Origin of the sequence: Streptomyces sp. NPDC087844 (assembly GCF_044742785.1) — a bacterium.
GTDB lineage: Bacteria > Actinomycetota > Actinomycetes > Streptomycetales > Streptomycetaceae > Streptomyces.
Genome location: NZ_JBIUVD010000023.1, coordinates 76,820 through 100,763, shown reverse-complemented (window position 1 = coordinate 100,763; position 23,944 = coordinate 76,820). Strand labels below are relative to the sequence as shown.

The following is a 23,944-nucleotide window of genomic DNA, read 5'->3' as shown; positions in this document are numbered from 1 at the left end:
CCGCGTCACCCGCTGGGTTGGGGCGCCCCGCCTACCCGCCTCACGACGGACGACCGAGCCTGTCAATCATGCGTGACAGGCTCGGTTCCGCTTGATGTCGCCCGTGTTACGTCACGGTCCGGGCGGCGTGTCGCACTACACCTCGGCGTAGCTGAGCTGCGTCTTCGCCTCCGACGCGGCCGTGGCGGTCGACCCGGAGGCGGCGGGGCGGCGAAGGTATACGGCCCAGGTGAGCGCGAAGCAGGCGGCGTAGAAGGCGAGGAAGGCGACGAAGGCCCCGGTGCCGGACCCGACGCTGAGGAAGGACTGCCGGAAGGCGAGGTTGATACCGAGACCGCCGACCGCGCCCACGGCACCGATGAGCCCCATCGAGGCCCCCGACAGCCGCCGCCCGTACGAGGCGGCTTCCTCCCCGGTCAGCCCCTTGGCGGCGGCCTTGGCCTTGAAGATGCCGGGGATCATCTTGTACGTGGAGCCGTTGCCGAGCCCGCTCAGTACGAACAGCACGATGAACGCGGTGGTGAACAGGGCGAGCGACTTCTCCATGGAGGCGACCACGATGACGGCGGTCGCGGCGCCCATGCCGACGAAGTTCCACAGGGTGATGCGGGCGCCGCCGTACTTGTCGGCGAGCCAGCCGCCCACGGGCCGGATCAGCGAGCCGAGCAGCGGCCCGATGAAGGTGACGTACGCCGACTCCAGCGGCGTACGCCCGAACTGTGTCTGGAGCACGAGCCCGAACGCGAAGCTGTAGCCGATGAACGACCCGAACGTACCGATGTAGAGGAAGGCCATGATCCAGGTGTGCGGGTCCCTCACGGCCTCCTTGGCGGCGCCGGTGTCGTTCTTCACGGACGTGATGTTGTCCATGTACATGGCGCCGAGAACAGCGGCGACGACGATGAGCGGGATGTAGATCCCCAGCAGCAGCCGCGGCCCTCCACCGGCCCCGATGACGGCGAGCCCGATGAGCTGCACGACGGGCACGCCGATGTTGCCGCCGCCGGCGTTGAGCCCGAGCGCCCAGCCCTTCTTCCGGAGCGGGAAGAAGGAGTTGATATTGGTCATGGAGGAGGCGAAGTTTCCCCCTCCCACACCGGCGAGCATGGCGCACACGAGGAAGGTGCCGAAGGACGTCCCGGGCTCCATCACCACGAAGGCGGCGATCGTCGGGACGAGCAGCATGGTCGCCGCGATGATGGTCCAGTTCCGGCCGCCGAAGCGGGCGACGGCGAAGGTGTACGGCACCCGGACGACGGCGCCGACCAGGGTGGCCATCGAGATGATGAAGAACTTGTCGGCGGGGGTCAGTCCGTACTCGGGCCCCATGAAGAGCACCATGACCGACCAGAGGGTCCAGATCGAGAATCCGATGTGCTCGGAGAGTACGGAGAAGAAGAGGTTCCGGTGGGCGACCTTCTCCCCCGTCTCCTTCCAGAACGTCTCGTCCTCCGGGTCCCACTGCTCGATCCAGCGGCCCCCCTTGCGCGTCGTGATGCTGCTGCTCGGGGCTGTCATCTCACGCCTCCACGATCTCTCCGGGTGGTATTTCCGAAGGTAGAGAGGGCGCGTTTCCACGCTGTGGCTGTGGGTGACCACGGGGGAACGTTGCTCTCACCCTCGGGCGGGGGGCGTGGTGAGGGTTTTCACCGAGGGTGGCACGGGGGGCTTGCCAGGGGGGTGTGGATCGGGGCGCGCGTAGGGGGTTCCGCGGGGGTCCTTAGGGGGTCTGCACCGAGGGCTCCCTCAGACCTCGAACCACAGCAGTTTCCCGGCGCCGCGCCCGAGCGGACCGTCACCGAAGGACCAGCCGCCCCACGACGTCGCGTACTGCTGCACGAGGAACAGCCCGCGCCCGCTTTCGGCGTCGGCGGGGGTCGGCTTGATCAGGGTGCTTTGCGCGCCCCGGCCACCGGGAGGCTCGTCGAAGGGCGCCGGGATGTGAGGGCTGCTGTCCCACACCCCCACGCGCAGGCGCCCTTCGCCCAACGCGGTCAGTCGCAGCGAGGCGGGTCCTTTCGTATGCAGGTACGCATTGGTGACCAACTCGGACGTCAGCAGCTCGACCACATCGACGATTTCGACCATTCCATGCCCGTGCAGCGCGGCCCGCACGGTCATACGTGCGACGCGGGCGGCACGGGGGTCGTGGGGCAGGCGAAGGGCGTACGTGCAGGTGTCGGGCGGGGCTACGGTGACCATGAACGCCTCCGGGAGGAAGGGGAGAGGGGGAGAGGGGGAGAGGGGGAGAGGGGGAGAGATCTTCGGCTCGCTCAACGTCGGCGCCATGCGGTGGCAATGCCTTGTGGGGTGCGCTTCCGGCTTGGGGGCGCGGGCAGTTGGCGGTACGGTCTTAAGCTAACGCGCCTTGGGAGATACATCTCCCAAAGTGGCGATATTCATCACCGATTACCTCGTGTGGGGTACCCCGAGCGCCGCGACGCGGCCGAGAGGAGGCGTCTTGCCGCCCACCAGTACTCCGACTCTTCGCCAGCGGCGAATGGGCGCCGAACTCCGCAAACTCCGTGAGCGGGCGGGATTGACGGTCACCAGCGCCGCCGCACTGCTCGGCGTCAACCAGGGCCGCGTCAGCATGATCGAGACCGGCCGGAGCTCTCTCAGTGCCGACCGCGTCCGCGCCCTGGCCCGCTCGTACGACTGCGCGGACGAACAGCTCGTCGACGCCCTCGCCACCATGACCGGCCGACGGACGCGCGGATGGTGGGAGGAGTACAGCGATGTGCTCCCCTCCGGCTTACTGGATCTGGCCGAGTTGGAGCACCATGCCAACGCGCTGCGCGTAGCTGTCACGATCCACATGCCCGGCCTGCTGCAGACCACGGAACATGCCCGCGCGACGATGCGGGAAGCCGTTCCACCACTTCGGCCGTACGAGATCGAGCACCGCGTCTCCCACCGTGTAAAGCGCCAGGTCGTCCTCTTCGAGGGGGTCAAAACCCCGTACACGGCCATCGTGCACGAGGCAGCGCTACGTATGGGATTCGGCGGCCCTGAGATCAGCCGCGCGCAACTCGGTTACCTGCTGGAGATGAGCGAGCAGCCCACGATCACTATTGTGGTGATCCCCTTCGGGGAGGCAGGGTTCCCGGCATCCGGCCAGCCCATCACCTGCGCTGTCGGCCCGACCCCACGCCTCGACACTGTCGTCCTGGACACCGACCACGGATGCGAATTCCTGGACGCGGACGCGCAGTTGGAACGCTATCGCTCGGTGTTGGACCGCATGGAATCACGAGCCCTGCCTGAGCCGAAGTCCCGAGACCTCATCCAGCGCATCGCACACGATCTCTGAGGAGCCCGCATGCCCGAACTCACCTGGCAGAAGTCGTCGTACAGCGCCGAAGCGGCCAACTGCCTCTTTGTGGCGGCTGCCCCTACGGGCACGGTCCATCTTCGCGAGAGCGACGCCCCCGACACCGTCCTCACAACAACCCGGCCTCGCATGCGTGAGCTGATACGCACCCTGAAGGCGCAGCCGCCCGCCTCCTGAGGTCGTCTGCCGCACGGACGCAACCTTCACGATCGCGAGGACATCGCCAGCCACCGAAGCCCGGTACGGCGGTACGGTCGGCGTCAACTTCCCGCGAAGCCTGACTCGTTGGAGGGGCAGCGCGGGCGACAACGCATATGCCGTGTTTGCCTTGGCAATCCAGAACGGCATGAGAACTTCTTGGGTACGAGGCCGAGGCCGACGGCGCATCGCGGTCGCGACCGCCGCCGTGGCCGCCCTGTGCGGAGCCGGCCTCACGCAGGGCGGGACCGTGCACGCGCAGGGCAGGGCCGCGGAGACACCGTGGGTGGTGTCTCTGGGCGACAGCTTCATCTCCGGGGAGGCGGGCCGCTGGTCGGGCAACAGCAACGACAGCGCCGGCGGCTACTCCGGCACCGACCGGGCCTTCGACCCCGCAAGCGGCTCGACGGACGCGCACCGGGTGTACGGCACGTCCTACGACAACGGCTGCAACCGCTCCGACAGCGCCGAGGTCAATTCCTCGCCCGCCCCGGCTGGGGCCCGTCGGCTCAACCTCGCCTGCTCGGGGGCCACCTCGACCGCGATCCTGCTGCCTGAACACGGCGGGAGCCCTTCCAAGTCCGAGCCGTCCCAGGCCCAGCAGCTCCAGAAGGCCGTCACCGGCCACCCGGTACGGGCGGTCGTCGTCTCCGTCGGCGGCAACGACCTCGGCTTCGGGAACATCATCGTCTCGTGTGTCAAGAACTTCGTCACTCCCATCGGGGGGTCGCCCTGCGCTCCCACCCAGGCGCCGGAGGTCAAGAAGCGGCTGCCCGCGATGCGCACCGCGGCCGTCAACTCACTCGCCGACGTCACCACCGCCATGGACCGGGCGGGCCACCCGGTGGGCAGCTACCGCCTGATCCTGCAGTCCTACCCGTCACCGCTGCCCGACGGCGAGCGGATCCGCTACCCCGGGGAGAAGTACGACCGCCTGACCGAGGGCGGCTGTCCCTTCTTCGACAAGGACCTCACCTGGGCCCACGACCAACTGGTCCCCGATATCAGCACCACGCTCGCCTCGGCCGCCCGTGAGTCCGGCGCGGAGTTCCTCGACCTGTCGCGCGCCTTCGACGGCCGGGAGGTCTGTTCCACCACCACCGTCCAGGCCGGCCCCGCACGACCCTCGGGCCGCACCAGCGAATGGGTCCGCTTCGTAACCACCGGCGTAGGCCAGGGCCAACGCCAGGAGTCCCTGCACCCCAACCACTACGGCCAGCTCGCCCTGGGCGCGTGCCTCGGCCTCCAACTCACCCGCTCCCCGGCGGACCACCGCTGCACCAACACCCCAGGAGAAGGCCCACGCACGATGCGCCTGGGCCCGGCCCCCACGAACTGACACCGACGCCGTGTCCCCTATCCGCCGGTCATCTCCGGCGGGTACGGGACACGGCGCGGCCTGCGGTATCCAGTTACCTCAGGGCTGACACTTGGCACTTCCCCGCTGAGAGGTCACCTCATGGATTACCCAGACACCCTTTTCGTTCCTCTTCAGTGACGTCTGGTAAGCGATGTAACTACTCGCGGTGACCTCGGTCTTCTTGACCTGCTTGCCCTTGAGGTACATGACGTACGCCATGCCCTGATCCTCGCAATAGCTGAACGAGGCCGTCCCGTCACCGCGAACAGACACATTCGGGTCGTAGAAACGATAGGCACCCGTGGTGCGGGCCTTATTCTCCACATACTCCTGAATGAACTGCTCAGTCCCCGCCGCAGCCTCTCCCTCGTAATAGAAGAGGTACGCCTCGTCCAAGGCGTCCTGATTGGCGATGGCCAGATCAACCGCCTTGATGGACTGCGCACTATCGCTCAGAACAGCGTCCCTCTCCTTGTCACCGCTCTTCGGCCACTCGAAGGTGTAGCTCAGATCGGACGGCAGCTCGATCTTCGGACGGTCCGCGGCAGCCGACTCGGACGCGGTCGGCGGAGCGGGCTTCCGCGTGCCGGTGTCGGCGCCCGCGACCTCGTCTTCGGGGCTGTCGCCACCACAGGCGGACAGCGCCAAGGCCGCGACAGCGGTCGCCGTCGCGATGCGAAAGAGCCGACTCATGGCTGGCACTTGTAAGCTCCTCGCACAGAGGAGATCTTCATGAGTTCCCAGACTCCTTCGTCGCTCTTCTCCACCTGGACGCCATAGGCGACGTAACTGTTCTTGGTGACCTCGGTCCCCTTGATCTTTCCGGTCTTGATCACCTTGCTGAAGGCTTTGCTCTCGTCCGCGCAGTAGGTGAGCGAAGCGGTGTTCTTGGCACCGACCGTGACCTGGCGGTCGAAGTAACGCGTGTCCCCGGTCACCGTCCAGCCGACATCCGTGAATGCCTTGACCCACTTCTGGGCGGCCACCGCGCCCTCGCCCTCCGTATAGAACTCAAGGGCCGGCAATCGCGGATCCTGGGCGACGATGGCCGCGGAGAGCGCGCGGACGAGTTCCGCGTTGTCCTTCAGAATCGCGTTCTCGACAGGATCCTCGGACGCATCCGGGGTGAAGCTGAGCTTGACGTCCGACGGCAGCTCGATCTTCGGCCGCCCCGCCGCAGCCTCTTCCGAAGCGCTCGCCGAGGCCGACTTCTCGGTGGCGGTGGCGGTGCCGGCGCCCGCAACCTCGCCATCGGGGCTGTCGCCACCACAGGCGGACAATGTCAGTGCTGCGGCGGAGGTCAGCGTGATCGCTGCGAGCAGTGTGGGACGGCGGTTCACTAACGGCTCCTGGTGAAGGCGATATCAGAGCAGAGCGGCAGAGGCAGCGGCCCGGTTCCTCTCATCCGGCGCACGTCTTGTCGCCCCGCTTCGAGGTCAGAACAGTGGTCTGCCACACACCCTTCTCGCTCTTCTCCAGGTGTGTGTCGTACAGCACGTACGGGCTTTCGTCCGACGGCGTTCGGTCGACCTCGCCGGTCTCGCGGTTCTTGTTGAAGCCCTTGCTTTCGTCCGCGCAGTAGACAACCGCCGCCGAAGTGCTGCCGAGTAGGGTGACCTTCGGGTCGAAGTAGCGAGTGGTACCGGTGAACGACAGATTGGCGTCCCGGTACTCCTGAACCCACTCCACCGCACCGCTCAACGCCTTGCCCCGGTAGTAGAACGGAAGTCCTGGAGCATTGCTGTCGCCTCGGACGATGGCGTCGTTCGTGGCGTCGACGCGACCTGCGGTGTCCGTCAGGACGGCGTCCTTCACGTCGTCGCCCGTCTTCCAGTCCTCGTACTTGTCGATGACGTCCGACGGCAGCTCGACCGTAGGCCGCTCGGCCACCGGGGAAGCGGAAGCGGAAGCGGAAGCGCCTGGAGTCTTCGACGCCTCCGTGCCGGTGTCCGCGCCCGCGATCTTGTCGTTGCCCTTGCCTCTACCCCTGTCCTCAGAGTCGCTGTCGCCACCGCAGGCGGACAGCGTCAAGGCCGCGGCAACGGTCAGCGTGATCGCTGCGATTCGCCCTACGGCTGGCATTGCGCCGCCCCCCTCGTAGAGATGATCTGAGACGTCTGCCACGTTCCAGCACTGTTCTTGTCCAACCGGGTTTTGTAGTGGACGTAGCTGTTCTTCGTGGCGGGCGTCCTGTCTACCTTTCCGGTTTTCTTGTCCTTGCTGAATCCCTTGCTCTCGTCCGCGCAGAAGCTCAGCAATGCTGTGGTCTCACTCTTCAGCGTCACATTTCTGTCGTAGTAGCGCGCTTCTCCCGTGAGCGAGGCGTTGGCATCCTTGAACTGCTTGACCCAGGTCAGAGCGGCGTCCCTCGCCTTACCGGTGTTGTAGTAAGCAAGGGCCTCGCCTTCAGGATCGGTCCCCGTAATCGCGGCATCCACGGCCCGCATCCGCTCGGCGTTGTCGGCAAGAACGGCGTCCTTGACCGCATCCCCGGTCTTCTTCGTGTCGAAGGTCAGCTTCAGATCCGACGGAAGCGTGATTTCAGGGCGGTCGGCAACGTCTGCGACACCGGTGGTCGGCGAAGCCGACTTCTCCTTGCCAGTGCCGGCGCCCGCGTTCTTGTCGTTGCCCTTATCCTCGGAGTCACTGTCGCCACCACAGGCGGACAGCGTCAAGGCCGCAGCGGCGGTCAGCGTCATCGCTGCGAGCAGGGTGGGACGGCAGATCACTAACGGCTCCTGGTGAAGGCGATATCAGAACAGAACTGCCAGCACGTCGTCGGTGACGTCGGTGACAACGTGCAGGCCGTTCCGGGTCAGCGGTTGATCGACTGGATCTCATGCAGGATCACATCGTTCACGAGTTCCAACAGGCGTTGTTGTGGCCTAGGCGCACGGGACCTCCAGAGACACGGTGAAGCAAACACCGCTGAGCACTTTGCGTTCCATCACAGGCACTTCTTCGCTCCTGCGGTCGACACGATGCGTGTGGTCTGCCACACACCTTCGCTGTTCTTCTCCAGCCGGGTGTTGTAGAGAATGAAATCGTCGTTGGACGGTGTGGTGACCTCGGCCTTGTCGGTCTTGAGGTCCTTCGCATACCCCTTGCTCTCATCGGCGCAGAAGAGCACCGACGCGGTCTTGCTCCCGTCGAGCGTCGCAGTCCGGTCGAAGTACCGAACCTTGCCGGTGATACCCAGGCCCGCATCCTCGAACTTTCCGACCCAGCTCACAGCGGCCTCAAGCGCCCGACCTCTGTTGTAGAAGCCGAGGGCCTCGCTCTTCGGGTCGGTTCCCGCAATCGCGGCGTTGACCGAGCGCATCCGCTCGGCACTGTCAGCCAGTACCGCGTCCTTGACGGCGTCTCCGGTCTTGCCGCCTTCGAAGGTCATCGTCAGATCCGACGGCAGCTCGACCTTCGGGCGCCCCGCGGCAGTCGAGGCGGACGTGGTCGGCGAAGCCGACTTCTCCTTGCCGGTGCCAGCGCCCGCGATCTTGTCGTTGCCCTTGTCCTCGGAGTCGCTGTCGCCACCACAGGCGGACAGCGTCAGGGCCGCGGCGGCGGTCAGCGTGACCGCTGCGAGCAGAGTGGGACGGCGGATCACAGATGTCTCCCGTGCGGCGAAGGCGGCTTGAGCGCCGCCACGCTACCCAGGGCACGGGAGACGACACCAGTGCGAACTCCAGCAAAGCGAAGCTCGTGGCGAAAATGAAACGACCGGGTGGGAGAAGCGAGTTGGATGGACTGGGTGGACGGGCGAGGAACCACGTCGGCCCCCACTCATCCCGTCAGCGGTTGATCGACTGGATCTCCTGGACGATCACGTCCTGGTCGGCTCCGAACTCGCCGGGAGGCAGGTCCTGAGGGTCGTTGACGCCCGTGCCCGTCCACGAGATCTTCCACGTGACCGTCGCCTGGAGCTTGTACGAGCCGTCGCCCGACGAACGCAGGTATCTGACACCGCACGGCGGGGTTTCGTCGGCCTTGCCCTTGGCGTAGGGCTCACCGATACGGCCGTCGTTGCCGATCGCACACTCACCGGAAGCCGGGTAGGTCTGGGCGTCACCGGTGCCCGGCTCGATCTTGAGGGAGACCGGCTCGGCGGTGGTGGTCGCCTGAAGGCCGATCGCGGGTATGGACGCCGTGACCGAGACCGGTTTGAAGTCGGCGCCGTCCAGCCAGGCCCAGGTCGGCAGGTTCACCTTGGTCGTGCCCTCAGGAGCAAGTTTCACCGCGGTGCCCGGCACCCTGATCTCGGCGTACGCGAGTTGGGCCAGCATCTCCGGGGTGATGGCGTTTTCGATCCCTGGTGGCGGCGCATCGCCCGTGTCCACCCAGAACGGGGCCTTCGTGCACTTGTCCCAGCCCGGCGGATAGCTTTCGTTGACGTACGAGTCCCAGAAATAACCCTTGCCGGTCTTCTCCTTGTTGAAGTCCTTGTACTCGCCACCGTTGACGTACTTCTCGCGTTGCTCGGCGTCCCACTGGTCCCCCGTCGACCCCGCCTCCCAGATCGGCTCCATATACGCCTGAAGCTGCGCGGGGGTGTACTTCGGGGCGTACCAGCAGGCGGGCGGGGTCCAGGTCGTCGTGGGGCTCACGGCCCCGACGGAACCCCCGCTGCCGTTCTTGGAACGGTCGTAGACGATGCGGCCGACGCCGGCAGAAAGGGTGTCACCGTCGACGTTGCCAGAAGCGCCGTTGGGAGTCTCGGCACCGCCACCGATTTCCTTGTCGGCCAGAGCAGGAGTAGCAGTCCAGAGCATCGAGCCCACCAAGGCGGACGCGATCAAGGTTCTGGAACCAATGACGCTCAGGGCTGGCACTTCGCACTCCCCCTCTGAGAAACAAGCTTGTCGACAACCCAGGCACCCTTCTCGTTCTTGCTCAGTTGGGTGCTGTAGAGCACGTAGCTGTTCTCGGTCACAGCCGTCTTGTTGATCTTCTTCGGCTTCAGGTACATGTCGTACCCCTTGCTCTGGTCCTCGCAGTACACGAGCGAGGCGCTGTCGGCGTCACTCACGTTGACGACCTCGTCGTAATAGCGGTACGCGCCCGTGGTGCGCGCCTTGGCTTTCACGTAGGCCTCGATGTACTTCTGCGTCTGGGCAGCGGCCTCGCCCTCGTAGAAGTAGAGGTACGCCTTGTCCAGCGGGTCCTGATGGACGATGGCCAGGTCCACCGCCTTGATGGACTGCTCCCTGTCATTCAGGACCGCGTCCTTCTCCTTGTCCCCGGTCTTCTTCCACTCGAAGGTGTACGTCAGATCCGACGGCAGCTCGATCTTCGGGCGGTCGGCGGCAGTCGAAGCGGACGCGGTCGGCGAAGCCGACTTCTGCGGGCCTGTGTCGGCGCCCGCGATCTTGTCCTTGTCCTTGTCCTTGGAGCTGTCGCCACCGCAGGCGGACAGCGTCAAGGCCGCGGCGGCGGTCAGCGTGATCGCTGCGAGCAGAGTGGGACGGCGGTTCACAGACAGCTCCCGGTGGGGCGAGGGGGTCATGAGCGCAGCCACGCTACCCAGGGTGCAGGGGACGACACCAGAGCGAATTATGCGGAGCTGGTAACGAAATGAGGGGCCAAGCCCGCATACCGGCACACACATGCTCAGTAAGAGCGGACATGAAGCGCGGGCCAAGCTTCCTACTTGGCCCGCGCAAACCCTCTTCTCCCGGCAGTCCGCCGTCCTAGCGCGCCCGCGCCCGGGAGCGAGGCCGGGAGTGGGAGTGGGACGGCGTTCCCGGTCCGGGGCCGGAACGCCCACCGGGACGGGCCGGCTTCTTCGACCCCGTCGGCCACAGCCGCGGACTCCGTTTCGCCGCCAGGTCCTCGATCCAGCCGACGCAGAGGATCGCGAGGCCGATCAGGGGCCAGACCAGGACGAACATCCACACCATGTACGTCGCGTCCAGCAGGCCCACCATCCGGTCGTTCATGAACGGGAGGTTGTAGAGCTGGTCGAGGATCGGGACCGTCGCCATGATCAGGAGGTTGTGCCACAGGTAGATCGTCATGGCACGGCTGTTGGAGAGGGTGACCAGCTTGTCCCAGCGCTTGAGGCGGCCGGGGAGGTCCTGCCAGGACGGGGAGTACTGGAGCAGGATGACGACGAATCCGAAGGACCAGGTGGCCTGGGCCAGCGGGATGTCGTTCAGGTCCCAGCCGTCGGGGCCGAGATGGCCGGACGCCCACCACAGGCCGAAGGCCATCAGCAGGGTCGAGCAGGACACCGCCACATAGCGCGGGATCTTCTGCAGCATGCCCTCGTAGTGCGCGAAACCGAGGACCCAGCAGCCGCCGTAGACCGCGAAGTCCGAGACCGCGTTGCCCGTTTCACCGGGGATGGTGACGAGGCCAGTACCGACCACGGCCGTCAGCCCGAGCGGGGCCAGCAGCGTCGGCCACGGAGCCCTGCGGAACGCCCACAGGAGGAGCGGGGACGCAAGTACGAACCACAGGTACGCCCGCAGGTACCAGAGCACGCCCGCCGACTGAACCGCCCATGTCTGCTCCAGGAGGCCGGACTTGTCGCCGATGCTCCAGGGGAACGGCGGGGCGCCGATCGGGACGATGTAGTTGAAGAGCTCGATCATGCCCCAGGTGCCGCCGTTGTCGGGGTCCTCGGAGATGTTCCAGCCCGCGGCGAACATCATGGCGAGCATGACCGCGCTGAACACCCACAGGGGTGGCAGGAGCCTGCGGATGCGGCCGCGGATCACGCCCAGGGCCGGGCGCTTCAGCGAGCGCGCCATCAGGGAACCGGCGAGGGCGAACATCACGCCCATGGACGGGAAGAGGACCGTCAGCCAGGCCCAGCCGAACAGGTGGTAGGCGACCACGCGGACCAGCGCCAGGGTGCGCAGCAGGTCCAGGTAGCGGTCACGGCCGCCCGCCTTCTTCGGCGCGGAGGAAGCCGAAGGAGCGGCGGGGACGGACGGCGCGCGGGACGCGGCGGACGCGGAGGGGTCCTCGAACGGGGACCCCGGATTCTCCGCCGGAACTCTCGTGCCGAACGTGTCGGATGCGCTGGATGCGTCCGACGTGTCGGATACGTCAGATGCATCGGATGCGTCGGATATATGAGATGCATGGGATATGTCCGGCGTGTCGAACGGGGACATCACCCACCTCGCGTCGTACCCCGGCTCCTCCGGGTGGCCGTCCGGTGCGTCGGCCCGCTGGCGCGGCACCCCGAACGACGGTGTGTGCTCCGGCGGCGTTGCGCCCGGACCGGTGGTGTGGCCGTGTGTCATCCGACGGGCCTCCGGTCGCTTCCGCTTCCGCTGCCGCTCTCCGCGCGCTGCCGGGGTACGGGGCCGGCCGCCGCGCCCGGCGCGGAACCCACCACGCCGGTGCGCCGCAGTTTCTGCCAGCGCAGACGGCCGCCGGTGAGGGCGGTGATCCAGGACTGGAGGAGGACCACGTACATGAGCTGGCGGTAGAGGATCTGCTGCAGGGGCAGCGAGATGAGGTGGGTCATGCGTTCCTTGTCCAGCCTGAAGGCGTACGCGGCGCAGACCGCCTGGATGGCGAGGACGCCCAGCCAGGCGCCGATCGTCTTCTCGGTGGGGCCGAAGACGATCCCGTACAGCAGGAACACGTCGATCAGGGGTGCCAGGAGCGGGGCCAGGACCATGAAGAAGGAGATCAGGGGCAGGCCGACGCGGCCGAAGCGGCCCGAGGGGCCCCGTTCGACGAGCGCCCTGCGGTGCTTCCAGATCGCCTGCATGGTGCCGTACGACCAGCGGTAGCGCTGGGACCACAGCTGCTGGACGGACTCCGGGGCCTCGGTCCAGGCGCGGGCGTTCTCCGCGTAGACGACGCGCCAGCCGTCGCGGTGCATGGCCATCGTGATGTCGGTGTCCTCGGCGAGGGTGTCCTCGCTCATGCCGCCGACGCGCTCCAGGGCCGAGCGGCGGAAGGCTCCGACGGCTCCGGGGATCGTCGGCATGCAGCGCAGCATGTCGTACATACGGCGGTCGAGGTTGAAGCCCATCACGTACTCGATGTGCTGCCAGGCGCCGATCAGCGAGTCGCGGTTGCCGACCTTGGCGTTGCCCGCGACGGCGCCCACGCTCGGGTCGCCGAAGGGCTGCACCAGTTCACGCACGGTGGCCGGCTCGAAGACGGTGTCGCCGTCCATCATCACGATGAGGTCGTGCTTGGCGTTGGCTATGCCCCGGTTGAGGGCGGCGGGCTTGCCCGCGTTGAGCTGGCGCACGACGCGTACGTTCGGCAGCCGCAGGTTCTCCACGATGCGGGCGGTGCCGTCGCTCGAACCGTCGTCGATGACGACGACCTCGATGGGCTGTTCGCTGGCCACCAGCGAATGCACGGTCGCCTCGATGCACTTGGCCTCGTTGTACGCCGGCACCAGCACCGAGACCGGTTCGGTGACCGGCGGCCCCCAGCGGAAGTTCTTGCGGCGCACGCGCCGGGCATGGGCGATGGAGAGAACGAGCATCAGGCCGAAGCGGGTGATGACCAGGGTGCCGATGACCGCGAGGCAGACGACGAGGCCGTCGGTCACCTTCTCGGAGAACTGCACCGCCCAGGTCCACGCCTTGCCCTTCCACAGGTCGAGTCCGGTGACCTGGGTGTGGGCGCTGGGGGCGCCGAGCGCCCCGGTGAGGTTGTCGAACTCGTAGCCCCGCTTCTGCATCTGGGGCAGGAAGCGGTCGAGTGCCTCGACGGTCTGGTGGCGGTCGCCGCCGGAGTCGTGCATGAGGACGATGGCGCCCTTGCCGCCCTTGGGGGTGGCGTTGCGGATGATCGTCTCGACGCCGGGCTTCTTCCAGTCCTCGCTGTCGGTGTTGTTGACGACGGTGAGGTAGCCGCGGCTGCCTATGTACTCGGTCACCGGCCACGACTTGTCGTCCATGGCGTCGGCGAAGGAGGAGTACGGCGGCCGGAACAGCGACGTACGGATGCCGGCCGCGCCCGCGAGCGCCAGCTGGTTCTGGGACAGCTCCCAGTCGATGCGGCTCTTGGACTGATAGGAGAGGTCGGGGTGGTTGAAGGTGTGCAGACCGATCTCGTGGCCCTCGTCGACCATGCGCTGGACGAGGTCCGGGTAGCGCGAGGCCATGGTGCCGGTGACGAAGAACACCGCGTGGGCGTTGTGCTTCTTGAGGACGTCGAGGACCTTGGGGGTCCACTCGGGGTCCGGGCCGTCGTCGAAGGTGAGGACGAGATGGTGCTTCGGCACGCTGAGGCTGCTGGTGCGGTCGCCGCGGGTGTCGATGACGGGACCGCCGTCCAGGATCTTCTCGGGTACGCGGTCGGTGGCGGCCTCGGGCTGGATGCGGTGGTCGGCGAGTATCTCGCTGTGTACGTACCCGCGCAGCATCAGCATCGCCATGAGGGCGATGAGGATCAGCGAGGGCAACAGGTAGCGCATGGGCAGGCGTCGGCGCCGGACGGCGCCCCGGCCTGCGCCGCGCTTGCTGGTGCGGCGTGCCATCAGAGCATGTTCTCCGGGGACGGGGTGGGGGGGCTCGGCTCGATGGGAGTCGGCTCCGCCGTGAGCGGGGCGTCGGCGACGTCGTTGGTGCCGCTTCCGGCAGGGGCCTCGGTGGTGGGGCCGTCCGTGACGCCGGTCTCCGTCGGTTCCGGTTCGGGGTCCGGTGACGCGGGGACTTCGTCGGTGGGGTCCGCCCCGGGGTCGGGCGAGTTGTTGGTGCCCGTGCCCGGCTTGGTGGTGCTGGCGGAGGGCTCGGGGTCGGCCGAGGTGTCGGGCGCCTGTGCGCTGGCGGACGCGTCGGCCGGGAGGCTGGCGCCGGGTGACGGCGTCGTGCCTTCGGTGCCGGAGACGCTCGCCTCGGGCGAGGCGCTCGCGGAGCCGGACGGACCGGCGGAGTCGGTGGGCGGCGACGAGGGTTCCACCTGGCCGGCCGGTGCGTCTCCCTGCTGGTCCTTTATGGGCAGCCAGGGGGCGTTCGAGTTGCCCGATATGAGGGTGATGAGGATGGCCACCGCGTAGACCGCGCAGGCCAGCCCCACCGCCATGCCTATCCTGCGGTATCTGCGGCTGCGGCGGCCCGTCTCGTCGACGAAGACCGGGCCGTCCGAGCCCTCCTGGGCACCGGGGGCACCCTTGGCCTGCTGGACGAGCCAGTCCTCAAGCTGCCGTCCCACACCGTCGAGCTGGACCGTGACCTCGTGCGGGTCGTGGGTGTGCTCGGGGTGCTCGGACTCCTGCCAGGAGTCGTGGGCGGCGGGACCGGCGTCCTGCGCGGCGGCGGGGTCGTACCCGGCACCGGCGGTGCTTTCGGAGACGCGGGCGGTGTCCTGGGTTCCGGGAAAACGCGCGGTGTCATGGTCGTCGTCTCTCTGCCGCGGCACCGCCGCGGCGGCCTCACGACGGAACCAGCCGTCGGACGCGCCCGGCGCGCCCGGCGCACCGGGCGCACCCGGTCCGCCCATGACCTCGGTCACGTCCACGCCGTCTGCATGACCGGAACCGTTACGGAAGGGCTGATCAGGACTATTTCGCAGTACCCGGTCGGCCTCGTCCCGGGCCGAACCGTCGTCACCGCCGGAACCAGGCTGATCGGATTCATTCCGACCTGGTTGAGCGTCTTCTGGCCAACTTTTCACGCGCACGTGCATCCCCCCACGGGAATCGTTCTGGGGTGGCGCGTGCGACCCGGATACTCGCACGTCGTCGTCCGGAACCGGACCCCCATCCGGTCCGAGCGCCCCCTTTATCACACTGCACCCGGGCCACGAATGTATCGCACGTAGCCATGAGTGAGGGTTATGTGTCAGATCCGACTCATCATGATGAGTGCATCCGTGGCCGGAATCCACCCCTCAGAAGGGCGCTCCAGCCATCCCTCGTCCGCCGCGAGTCGTGACGCGGCAGCCCGCAATGCTGCGACTCCACGATGCACCAGACCCTTCCGCCACACCAAAGACACCGGTGACAACGGGACAGGGTCGACGAGGGGGCGAAGCGTTGAACCTGGCATGGCCGGAAAGTCCACCACGGCCAGAACAGGGGTTCGCGTCTTGGCCATGATCCTTCGGAACTCCTCGGTGCCGACGGCGAGCGGCGCGGGCGGAGCCACCTCGATCCCGCGTCCCTCGAAAAGCTGACGGGCGAGGTCGGTCCATTCAAGCGTCCGGGGGTTCCCGGCGCCCGCGTACACCCGCTCCCCCGCCAGGGCGTCGAGCGGTACGGCGTCCAGCGCGGCCAGGTGGTGGCCCTCGGGCAGCACGACGGCCATCCGCTCGTACCGTACGGGCTGCTGCTCCAGGCGGGCGCGCACGGCCGGGCCGAGGCCCGCGAACCGGCCGAAGGACGCGTCGAGCCGGCCGGCCAGCAGCTCGGCCGCCGCGCCGGTGAGGCCGCTCTCGAAGCGGGCCATCAGTTCGCAGTCGAGGGCGAGTTCGCGGGCCAGGGCCAGGATCCGTCCGGAGACCAGGCCCGGGCTGTTCACGTCCACGAGCAGGGGGCGATCGGCGCCCGTCGTGCCGTACGGGCCCGTCCGCCCGAAGGCCGCGAGCAGGTCGTCCTGCGCCTCCAGGGCCCGCCGCGCGTGGGGGAGCAACCGCTCGCCGTCGGGGGTGAGCGCCACCTGCCGGGTGGTGCGTACGAAGAGGTCGGCGCCCAGTTCCCGCTCCAGGCGCCGGATGTCGCGGCTGAGGGCCTGCTGGGCGACGTACAGCCGCCCGGCCGCGCGCGTGAAGTGCAGGTCCTCTGCGACGGCGAGGAAGGCGCGCAGCAGCCGGGGGTCGAGGTGTGCGGAGTGCGCGGAGTGCGTGGAGTGCGCGGGATGGTCGGGATGGGCGGGCATCGGGTGAACTTACAACGTGAGTGCGTGAATCGGTACGGAACAGGTGTTGGACCCGGTGCGGCGGGGCGGGTGAACGTTGATCCATGCCGCCCCGCCCGTCCTCACTGCCCTCGTCCTCGCGGAATCCCTACCGTCGACTTTTCGCCATTCCTGGAACCCGGGCGTTCACGATCGGGAATCTGATCGCGCGGCTCCCCATGGGCATGTTCAGCGTGAGTGCCGTGATCATGATCGCGGGGACGCGGGGCTCGTACGCGCTCGCCGGCGCCGTGACCGCGACCGGCCTGGCGGCGACGGCGGTCGTCGCGCCCTGGACGGCGCGGCTCGTCGACCGGCACGGGCAGGCCCGGATCGCCGTTCCCGCGACCGCGGTCGCCGCGCTCGGCTCACTCGCGCTGCTGCTCTGCGTCCGCCTCGGGACGCCGGACTGGACGCTGTTCGCGGCGTACGCGGCCACGGCGACCACGCCCAACACGGGAGGCATGTCGCGGGCACGCTGGGCCCATCTCCTCGAAGGGGACCCGGTCCGGCTGCACACCGCGAACTCCTTCGAGCAGGCCGTGGACGAGCTGTGCTTCATGTTCGGTCCCGTACTGGCCGCGCTGCTGTGCGGGGCGCTGTTCCCGGAGGCGGGCACGCTCGTCGCGGTCGTGCTGCTGCTGACCGGGGTGCTGGTGTTCAGCGCCCAGCGCTCGACGGAACCGCCCGCCCGGGGCCGTACGGACGCTGGTTCCGCGTCCCCGCTCCGGGCGCCCGGAATCCCTCCGCTGCTGGTCGGATTCCTCGCCACGGGCGCGGTGTTCGGGTCGATGGAGGTGGTGACGATCGCGTTCGCGGACGCACAGGGGCACCGGGCGGCGGCCGGGGTGGTACTCGCCCTGCAGGCGGCCGGGTCGTGTGCGGCGGGGCTGCTGTACGGGGTGCTGCGGTTGGGAGGGTCGGTGGAACGGCGGTTCCTGCTCAGCGTGGGCGCGATGGCGCCGCTGATGTGCCTGCCGCTGCTGGCCGCCACGCTCGGGAGTGGCGGTGGTCTGGTGGCGCTCGGCCTCGCGCTGCTGCTCGCCGGGATGGCGACCGCTCCGACGATGGTCACGGCGATGACGCTGCTGCAGCACCGGACGCCCGAGGGGCGGCTGAACGAGGGGATGACGTGGGCGGTGACAGGGCTGTTGGGCGGGATCGCGTGCGGGTCCGCGGTGGGCGGGTTCGTGGTGGAGCGGGCCTCGCCTGCGGCCGGCTACGGAGTACCGGTCGGGGCGGCGGTGACGGCCCTCCTGATCGCACTCACGACGGCCCGTCCCGCGCAGTTCCCCGCGCCCCTGAAAAACGGACCACACGTCGGGTGACCGGCCGGCTTGCGACTTGGCTTACCTGCGCAGTTCCCCGCGCCCCCAAAAACAGGCCGCACGCCACCTGACCGCCCGGCCTCGGTCACCCGCGCCGTTCCCCGCGCCCCTGACGGGGCCCTGGAGCGGCGCAGCCGCTTTCAGGGGCGCGCGGAACGGCGCGCTCAGCCCTCACCCACCCGCACGGGCTCAGGGGCACGGGGAACGGCACGGCCAGCCCCACCCACCCGCACGCTACGAACCGACCCGCGGCCCCCTGTGCGACCCACCGAACACCCGCCCCAATTCCCGCGCACCCCATTGACTCCCCCGGAGCCCCCACATACGTTCCCCCGTCGAAGCGCTTCGACAGCGCTCGTCGAATCGATTCGACTCGATGCAACTCGGTGCAACTCGGTTCGACGAGACCCGTGTGCGCGATGCGCGAGGTCCCGATACCCGTCCGACTCCCTCGGAGGCACAGGATGTTGACGGCACGAAGGCGTGTGATGGCGGCGGCGGCCGCGGTGGTGAGCACCACCCTGATGCTGGCCTCCTGCGGTGACTCCGACAGCGGGTCCTCCGACGGGAAGACCCTGAAGCTGTGGCACTACGAAAGCCCCGACAGCGCCATGGCGGTGGCCTGGAACGCGGCCATCGAGGAGTTCGAGAAGACCCACCCGGGCGTCAAGGTGAAGTTCGAGGAGAAGGGCTTCGAGCAGATCCAGAAGACCGCCCCGATGGTCCTCAACTCCAATGACGCGCCCGACCTCATGGAGTACAACAAGGGCAACGCGACAGCCGGCCACCTCTCCCGGCAGGGCCTGCTCACCGACCTGTCCACGGAGGTGACCGAGCGCGGCTGGGACAAGAAGCTCAGCGCCGGCGTGCGCACGACCAGCCAGTACGACGCCAAGGGCGTGATGGGCTCCGGCAAGTGGTTCGGAATCCCCAACTACGCCGAGTACACGATGGTGTTCTACAACAAGGACCTCTTCGCCAAGTACAAGATCGCCGAGCCGAAGACGTTCGACGAACTGACCGCCGCCATGGACACGTTCGTCGACAAGGGCGTCACCCCGCTCGCCAACGCGGGCGCCGAGTACGTGGCCCACCAGTACCTGTACCAGCTGGCGCTGTCGAAGGCCGACCGCGCCTGGGTGGACTCGTACCAGCTCTACAAGGGCGAGCCGGACTTCCACGACGCCGCCTGGACGTACGCCGCCGAGACCTTCGCGGACTGGATGAAGAAGGGCTACATCAGTAAGAAGAGCACCAGTACGAAGGCCGAGGACGCCGGGGTCTCGTTCATGCAGGGCAAGAGCCCGATCCTGTTCTCCGGCAGCTGGTGGTACGGCCGGTTCGCCGCGGAGAACAAGTTCGACTGGGGCACGTTCCTGTGGCCGGAGTCGAACCTGACCCTCGGCTCGGGCGGCAACCTGTGGGTGGTCCCCAAGGGCGCCGAGAACAAGGAACTGGCGTACGACTTCATCGACATCACCATGTCGAAGAAGATCCAGAACCTGCTCGGCAACAAGGGCGGAGTCCCGGTGGCCGCCGATCCCGCCGCCATCACGGACCCGCGCTCCAAGAGCCTCATCGCCGACTTCAACACGCTCTCCGAGCGGGACGGCCTGGCGTTCTATCCCGACTGGCCGGCTCCCGGCTTCTACGACGTCCTGGTCTCCGAGACCCAGAAGCTGATCACCGGGAGCGCGAAGCCGGACGCCTACCTGGACGCGGTGAAGGCGGCGTACGACAAGGGCGTACAGGACCAATGACGTTCACCGTCGAAGAACGGGGCGGACGGAAGAGCACAGTCGTCGAAGCGCGTCACCACTCCAGGAGCGCGAAACACAACCGCCCGCCCCGCGACTCCTACGCCCTCTTCCTGCTCCCCGGCGCCCTCGCCTTCTCCGTGATCGTCGTCGTGCCCTTCCTGATGAACACGGGCGTGAGCTTCACCGAGTGGCAGGGCGTCGGCAGCCCGAAGTGGACCGGGCTCGACAACTACCGCGCGCTGCTGGACGACGCCGAGTTCTGGGCGTCGTTCCGGCACAGCCTCTTCATGGTGGTCGCGATGGCGGTCGTACCGACCGTCCTCGGGCTCGTCCTGGCCGCCGCCCTCTTCGACTTCGTCGGCAAGCACTTCGGCAGCAGGACGGCCGCCGTGCTGCGAGCCTGCTTCTATCTGCCGCAGGTGCTGCCCATCGCGGTCGCGGGCATCGTGTGGAGCTGGATCCTCGCGCCCGAGAACGGCTCGCTGAACGAACTCCTGAAGGCGGTCGGGCTCGGCGGCCTCCAGCAGGACTGGCTGGGCGACCCCGACCTCGCGCTCTACAGCGTCATGGGCGTGATGGTCTGGGTGCAGCTCGGCTTCCCGCTCGTGATCTTCATGGCGGGCCTGCAACGCGTCGACCCGCAGCTGTACGAGGCCGCCGAACTCGACGGCGCCGGCTGGTGGCGGCGGTTCTGGCACGTCACACTGCCGCAGATCAGGCCCGAGATCTACGTCGTGCTGCTCTGGTGCACGATCGCCGCGCTCAAGGTGTTCGGCGCGGTGTACGTGCTCACCAAGGGCGGGCCCGGCGGGGCGACGGACGTGCCCTCGTACTTCTCGTTCACCACGTTCTTCGAGAAGACGCAGGTCGGTTACGGCGCCGCGATCTCCACCGTCCTGACCGTGCTCGTCCTGCTGCTCGCGGTGGTCGGCCTGAAGCTCCAGACCCGTGCCGAGGACGCCGAACAGGGAGTCGTACGATGACCGCCCTCCGCCGTTACCCCGTCCTCCTCGCCCTGGTCATCGGGGCCCTGTTCATGGTCCTGCCGTTCCTGATCGTCGCCGTCAACGCGGTGAAGTCGCCCGCCGAGTACTCGGCGAACGGCCCGCTGAGCCTTCCCGAGGGCGTCTACCTCGACGGGCTGAGGGACTTCTGGGAGCGCGTCGACTTCGGCCAGAAGCTCGTGAACTCGGTGCTCATCAGCGGGTCGGTCGCCCTGGGCGCGGTCGTCCTCTCCGTCCTCAACGCGTACGCGATCGGCATCGGGCGGATCAAGGGCCGCACCTGGGTGCTCGCCTTCTTCGTGCTGGCGAACATGCTGCCGCAGGAGGCGCTGGTCTACCCGGTCTACTACCTGAGCAAGGAAGCCGGCCTGTACGACACCAGGCTGAGCGTGATCATCGTCTTCACCGTGATCCAGGCGGCCTTCGGCACGTACCTGCTCTCCGCGGTCCTCGGACAGTTCCCGCGCGAGATCATCGAGGCCGCCCGGATCGACGGCGCGAACAAGTGGCAGGTGCTGTGGCGGATCGTGGTGCCCGTCAGCCGGCCCACCATCGGCGTGCTCCTGGTCTTCTTCTTCATCTGGACCTGGAACGAGTTCCTGCTCCCGCTGGTGATGCTGATCTCCAACGACAACCAGACCGTGTCGGTGGCCCTCGGCGTCCTCCAGGGCCAACGCCTGATGGACGCCACGATGACGAACGCCGCCGCACTCCTGGGCGTCCTGCCCGCCATCGTCTTCTTCCTCGTCTTCCAGCGGACGCTCACCCGCGGCATCGCCGTAGGCGCCGTCAAGTAACCGCTGACCGTCAAACAAGGGGTGTGCGCATGAAGTTCACCGACGGCTACTGGCTGCTGCGCGAGGGCGTGTCGGCCGCCCACCCGGTCGAGGTCCTCGACGTGAGCGCCGGGTCCGGGGCCCTGGAGATCCACGCGCCGACCCAGCCCATCCGCCACCGCGGCGATCTTCTGAAGGGACCGGTCGTGACCATCGGCGCGCACGCCCCGATGCCCGACGTCATCGGCGTCACGTTCACGCACTTCGAGGGCGAGGAGCCCGGAGAGCCGCGGTTCGAGCTCAACAGGTCCGGCAGGGAGGAGTTCCAGGCGCACGCCGAGTACGACGACGACTGCGCGACCCTCACCGCGGGCGCCCTGTCCGTGCGCGTGAGCCGCACAGGACCCTGGCACGTGGACTTCCTCGCCGACGGCCGCACCCTCACCAGCAGCGGCCCCAAGGGCATGGGCATCATGCGTGACGCGGGAAGCGGCGGCCACTACCTGCGGGAGCAGCTGAACCTGGGCGTCGGCACACATGTCTTCGGGCTCGGTGAGCGGTTCGGGCCGCTGGTGAAGAACGGCCAGGTCGTCGACATGTGGAACGCCGACGGGGGCACGGCCACCGAACAGGCGTACAAGAACGTGCCGTTCTATCTGACGGACGCGGGGTACGGCGTCTTCGTCGACCACCCGGGGCGGGTGTCGTTCGAGGTCGGCTCGGAGGCGGTGTCGCGGGTCCAGTTCAGCGCGGAGACCCAGCAGCTGACGTACTACGTGATCTACGGGCCGACCCCGAAGGACATCATCCGCAAGTACACGGCCCTCACCGGCCGTCCGGCGCTGCCGCCCGCCTGGTCGTTCGGGCTGTGGCTGTCGACGTCCTTCACCACCTCGTACGACGAGGCCACCGTCAGCTCCTTCATCGACGGCATGAAGGAGCGCGAACTCCCGCTCTCCGTGTTCCACTTCGACTGCTTCTGGATGCGCGAGTTCAACTGGTGCGACTTCGAGTGGGACCCGCGGGTCTTCCCGGACCCGGAGGGGATGCTGGCCCGCCTCAAGGAGCGCGGGCTGCACATCAGCGTCTGGATCAACCCGTACATCGCGCAGCGCTCCCCCCTCTTCGCGGAGGGCAGGGCGCTCGGGCACCTGCTGAAGCGGCCCGACGGCAGTGTCTGGCAGTGGGACCTGTGGCAGCCGGGCATGGCACTCGTCGACTTCACCAGCGAGGCCGCCCGCGACTGGTACGCGGCGAAGCTGGAGGCGCTGCTCGCGCAGGGCGTCGACTGCTTCAAGACCGACTTCGGGGAGCGGGTCCCGCTCGACGTGGCGTGGGCGGACGGCGGCGACCCCGAGCGGATGCACAACTACTACACGTACCTCTACAACCGCACCGTCTTCGACGTGCTGCGCAAGCACCGCGGGGAGGGCGAGGCGGTCGTCTTCGCGCGCTCGGCGACGGCCGGCAGCCAGAAGTTCCCGGTGCACTGGGGCGGCGACTGCGAGGCCACGTACGAGTCGATGGCCGAGTCGCTGCGCGGTGGACTGTCGCTGGGTCTGTCCGGCTTCGGCTACTGGAGCCACGACATCGGCGGCTTCGAGGGCACCCCGACACCCGCCCTCTTCAAGCGCTGGCTCGCCTTCGGGCTCCTCTCCTCGCACAGCCGCCTGCACGGCAGTTCCTCGTACCGCGTGCCGTGGCTCTTCGACGAGGAGTCCGTGGACGTCCTGCGCCTGTTCACCCGCCTGAAGCTGCGCCTCATGCCGTACCTGTACGAGGCCGCCCGCACCGCGCACGCGCAGGGGGTGCCGATGATGCGCGCGATGGTCCTGGAGTTCCCGGACGATCCCGGGTGCGCGCACCTGGAACGGCAGTACATGCTCGGCCCCGACCTCCTGGTCGCACCGGTCTTCTCCGACGACGGGGACGTGTCGTACTACGTGCCCGAGGGCACCTGGACGCACTTCCTGACCGGACGGACGGTGACCGGGCCGCGCTGGGTGCGCGAGAGGCACGGCTTCTCCAGCGTGCCGCTCCTCGTCCGGCCGGGCGCGGTGATCCCGGTGGGCTGCGTCGAGGACCGCCCCGACTATCCGTACGCGGACGGGGTCACCCTGCACGCGTACGGTCTGGCGCGCGGCGCGCAGGTCACGGTGCCGGTGGACGGGGTGACCTTCACCGTCGTACGGGAGGGCGACACGCTGCGGGCGTCGTCGAGCGATCCGAAGGCGCCCTGGGCGCTGACGGCGGGCGAACGGACCGCGCGGGCGGCGGCCGGTACCGGGTTCCTGTCCCTGGAACTGGAACCGGCACCCGGCCCGGAGCCGGCCCCCGGGAACGGCGTGCACCGGGAGCGGGGCTGACC

At 68.1% G+C, this 23,944-nt stretch carries 21 protein-coding genes; 8 read left to right on the top strand and 13 right to left on the bottom strand.

Going from position 1 to position 23,944, the window contains the following annotated elements; all coding sequences use genetic code 11:
• Positions 1-135: 135 nt before the first annotated feature.
• Positions 136-1,518, bottom strand: a complete 1,383-nt coding sequence (locus ACIOKD_RS33910) for a nitrate/nitrite transporter (protein ID WP_402091671.1) — start codon at positions 1,516-1,518, stop codon at positions 136-138.
• A gap of 228 nt (positions 1,519-1,746) precedes the next feature.
• Positions 1,747-2,202 (bottom strand): ATP-binding protein, encoded by a 456-nt coding sequence (locus tag ACIOKD_RS33905; RefSeq protein ID WP_402091670.1) that lies wholly within the window; start codon positions 2,200-2,202, stop codon positions 1,747-1,749.
• 259 nt (positions 2,203-2,461) lie between these two features.
• Here ACIOKD_RS33905 and ACIOKD_RS33900 point away from each other — a divergent pair, with 259 nt between their 5' ends.
• From ACIOKD_RS33900 to ACIOKD_RS33890, 3 genes are all read left to right on the top strand, one after another.
• A complete protein-coding gene (locus ACIOKD_RS33900) occupies positions 2,462-3,313 on the top strand; it encodes a helix-turn-helix domain-containing protein (protein ID WP_402091668.1) in 852 nt (283 codons plus the stop codon).
• A gap of 9 nt (positions 3,314-3,322) precedes the next feature.
• Complete coding sequence (locus tag ACIOKD_RS33895) at positions 3,323-3,511, top strand: DUF397 domain-containing protein (RefSeq protein ID WP_402091667.1); 189 nt, start codon at positions 3,323-3,325, stop codon at positions 3,509-3,511.
• A gap of 169 nt (positions 3,512-3,680) precedes the next feature.
• Positions 3,681-4,871 (top strand): hypothetical protein, encoded by a 1,191-nt coding sequence (locus ACIOKD_RS33890; RefSeq protein ID WP_402091665.1) that lies wholly within the window; start codon positions 3,681-3,683, stop codon positions 4,869-4,871.
• Between the two features lie 78 nt (positions 4,872-4,949).
• On the opposite strand, the gene ACIOKD_RS33885 is transcribed toward ACIOKD_RS33890, so the two are convergent.
• The 11 genes from ACIOKD_RS33885 to ACIOKD_RS33835 all read right to left on the bottom strand — a co-directional run bounded on the left by ACIOKD_RS33885 (position 4,950) and on the right by ACIOKD_RS33835 (position 16,690).
• Positions 4,950-5,585 (bottom strand): hypothetical protein, encoded by a 636-nt coding sequence (locus ACIOKD_RS33885; protein WP_402091758.1) that lies wholly within the window; start codon positions 5,583-5,585, stop codon positions 4,950-4,952.
• Positions 5,582-6,232, bottom strand: coding sequence for a hypothetical protein (locus ACIOKD_RS33880; protein WP_402091664.1), 651 nt, complete (start codon positions 6,230-6,232; stop codon positions 5,582-5,584). The genes ACIOKD_RS33885 and ACIOKD_RS33880 overlap by 4 nt, the downstream gene beginning before the upstream one ends.
• A gap of 61 nt (positions 6,233-6,293) precedes the next feature.
• Complete coding sequence (locus ACIOKD_RS33875; protein WP_402091662.1) at positions 6,294-6,782, bottom strand: hypothetical protein; 489 nt, start codon at positions 6,780-6,782, stop codon at positions 6,294-6,296.
• A gap of 179 nt (positions 6,783-6,961) precedes the next feature.
• On the bottom strand, positions 6,962-7,591 hold the full coding sequence (locus ACIOKD_RS33870) for a hypothetical protein (protein ID WP_402091661.1): 630 nt from the start codon (positions 7,589-7,591) through the stop codon (positions 6,962-6,964).
• Between the two features lie 248 nt (positions 7,592-7,839).
• Positions 7,840-8,493, bottom strand: coding sequence for a hypothetical protein (locus ACIOKD_RS33865; protein ID WP_402091757.1), 654 nt, complete (start codon positions 8,491-8,493; stop codon positions 7,840-7,842).
• Between the two features lie 187 nt (positions 8,494-8,680).
• The gene (locus tag ACIOKD_RS33860; protein ID WP_402091755.1) at positions 8,681-9,709 is read right to left on the bottom strand and encodes a hypothetical protein; all 1,029 of its coding nucleotides are present in this window, start codon (positions 9,707-9,709) and stop codon (positions 8,681-8,683) included.
• On the bottom strand, positions 9,706-10,362 hold the full coding sequence (locus ACIOKD_RS33855) for a hypothetical protein (protein ID WP_402091753.1): 657 nt from the start codon (positions 10,360-10,362) through the stop codon (positions 9,706-9,708). Before ACIOKD_RS33855 ends, ACIOKD_RS33860 begins: the two co-directional genes overlap by 4 nt.
• Positions 10,363-10,576: 214 nt before the next feature.
• Entirely contained in the window at positions 10,577-12,142 is a 1,566-nt protein-coding gene (locus ACIOKD_RS33850; RefSeq protein WP_402091659.1) for an acyltransferase, read from the bottom strand.
• Entirely contained in the window at positions 12,139-14,352 is a 2,214-nt protein-coding gene (locus ACIOKD_RS33845; RefSeq protein WP_402091658.1) for a glycosyltransferase, read from the bottom strand. Before ACIOKD_RS33845 ends, ACIOKD_RS33850 begins: the two co-directional genes overlap by 4 nt.
• Positions 14,352-15,332 (bottom strand): hypothetical protein, encoded by a 981-nt coding sequence (locus ACIOKD_RS33840; protein WP_402091656.1) that lies wholly within the window; start codon positions 15,330-15,332, stop codon positions 14,352-14,354. Before ACIOKD_RS33840 ends, ACIOKD_RS33845 begins: the two co-directional genes overlap by 1 nt.
• Before the next feature lie 323 nt (positions 15,333-15,655).
• Positions 15,656-16,690, bottom strand: coding sequence for a LysR family transcriptional regulator (locus ACIOKD_RS33835; RefSeq protein WP_402091655.1), 1,035 nt, complete (start codon positions 16,688-16,690; stop codon positions 15,656-15,658).
• 83 nt (positions 16,691-16,773) lie between these two features.
• On the opposite strand from ACIOKD_RS33835, the gene ACIOKD_RS33830 reads away from it, so the two are divergent.
• The 5 genes from ACIOKD_RS33830 (at position 16,774) to yicI (ending at position 23,942) form a co-directional block, all read left to right on the top strand.
• Positions 16,774-18,036 (top strand): MFS transporter, encoded by a 1,263-nt coding sequence (locus ACIOKD_RS33830; protein WP_402091654.1) that lies wholly within the window; start codon positions 16,774-16,776, stop codon positions 18,034-18,036.
• Positions 18,037-18,500: 464 nt separating this feature from the next.
• On the top strand, positions 18,501-19,796 hold the full coding sequence (locus ACIOKD_RS33825; protein WP_402091653.1) for an ABC transporter substrate-binding protein: 1,296 nt from the start codon (positions 18,501-18,503) through the stop codon (positions 19,794-19,796).
• Positions 19,793-20,779 carry a carbohydrate ABC transporter permease gene (locus ACIOKD_RS33820; protein ID WP_402091651.1) on the top strand — a complete coding sequence of 329 codons (987 nt, stop codon included), beginning with the start codon at positions 19,793-19,795 and terminating at the stop codon, positions 20,777-20,779. Before ACIOKD_RS33825 ends, ACIOKD_RS33820 begins: the two co-directional genes overlap by 4 nt.
• The gene (locus ACIOKD_RS33815) at positions 20,776-21,597 is read left to right on the top strand and encodes a carbohydrate ABC transporter permease (RefSeq protein WP_402091649.1); all 822 of its coding nucleotides are present in this window, start codon (positions 20,776-20,778) and stop codon (positions 21,595-21,597) included. The genes ACIOKD_RS33820 and ACIOKD_RS33815 overlap by 4 nt, the downstream gene beginning before the upstream one ends.
• A gap of 29 nt (positions 21,598-21,626) precedes the next feature.
• Positions 21,627-23,942, top strand: a complete 2,316-nt coding sequence (yicI, locus tag ACIOKD_RS33810) for an alpha-xylosidase (protein WP_402091647.1) — start codon at positions 21,627-21,629, stop codon at positions 23,940-23,942.
• Positions 23,943-23,944: the final 2 nt, after the last annotated feature.

Bases quoted from the DNA above. Each gene is read 5' to 3' on its own strand.
- yicI (WP_402091647.1), top strand. From the start codon at position 21,627: ATGAAGTTCACCGACGGCTACTGGCTGCTGCGCGAGGGCGTGTCGGCC.
- ACIOKD_RS33905 (WP_402091670.1), bottom strand. From the start codon at position 2,202: ATGGTCACCGTAGCCCCGCCCGACACCTGCACGTACGCCCTTCGCCTG.
- ACIOKD_RS33825 (WP_402091653.1), top strand. From the start codon at position 18,501: ATGTTGACGGCACGAAGGCGTGTGATGGCGGCGGCGGCCGCGGTGGTG.
- ACIOKD_RS33820 (WP_402091651.1), top strand. From the start codon at position 19,793: ATGACGTTCACCGTCGAAGAACGGGGCGGACGGAAGAGCACAGTCGTC.
- ACIOKD_RS33870 (WP_402091661.1), bottom strand. From the start codon at position 7,591: ATGACGCTGACCGCCGCTGCGGCCTTGACGCTGTCCGCCTGTGGTGGC.
- ACIOKD_RS33830 (WP_402091654.1), top strand. From the start codon at position 16,774: ATGCCGCCCCGCCCGTCCTCACTGCCCTCGTCCTCGCGGAATCCCTAC.
- ACIOKD_RS33890 (WP_402091665.1), top strand. From the start codon at position 3,681: ATGAGAACTTCTTGGGTACGAGGCCGAGGCCGACGGCGCATCGCGGTC.
- ACIOKD_RS33845 (WP_402091658.1), bottom strand. From the start codon at position 14,352: ATGGCACGCCGCACCAGCAAGCGCGGCGCAGGCCGGGGCGCCGTCCGG.
- ACIOKD_RS33895 (WP_402091667.1), top strand. From the start codon at position 3,323: ATGCCCGAACTCACCTGGCAGAAGTCGTCGTACAGCGCCGAAGCGGCC.
- ACIOKD_RS33850 (WP_402091659.1), bottom strand. From the start codon at position 12,142: ATGACACACGGCCACACCACCGGTCCGGGCGCAACGCCGCCGGAGCAC.
- ACIOKD_RS33910 (WP_402091671.1), bottom strand. From the start codon at position 1,518: ATGACAGCCCCGAGCAGCAGCATCACGACGCGCAAGGGGGGCCGCTGG.
- ACIOKD_RS33835 (WP_402091655.1), bottom strand. From the start codon at position 16,690: ATGCCCGCCCATCCCGACCATCCCGCGCACTCCACGCACTCCGCGCAC.
- ACIOKD_RS33885 (WP_402091758.1), bottom strand. From the start codon at position 5,585: ATGAGTCGGCTCTTTCGCATCGCGACGGCGACCGCTGTCGCGGCCTTG.
- ACIOKD_RS33815 (WP_402091649.1), top strand. From the start codon at position 20,776: ATGACCGCCCTCCGCCGTTACCCCGTCCTCCTCGCCCTGGTCATCGGG.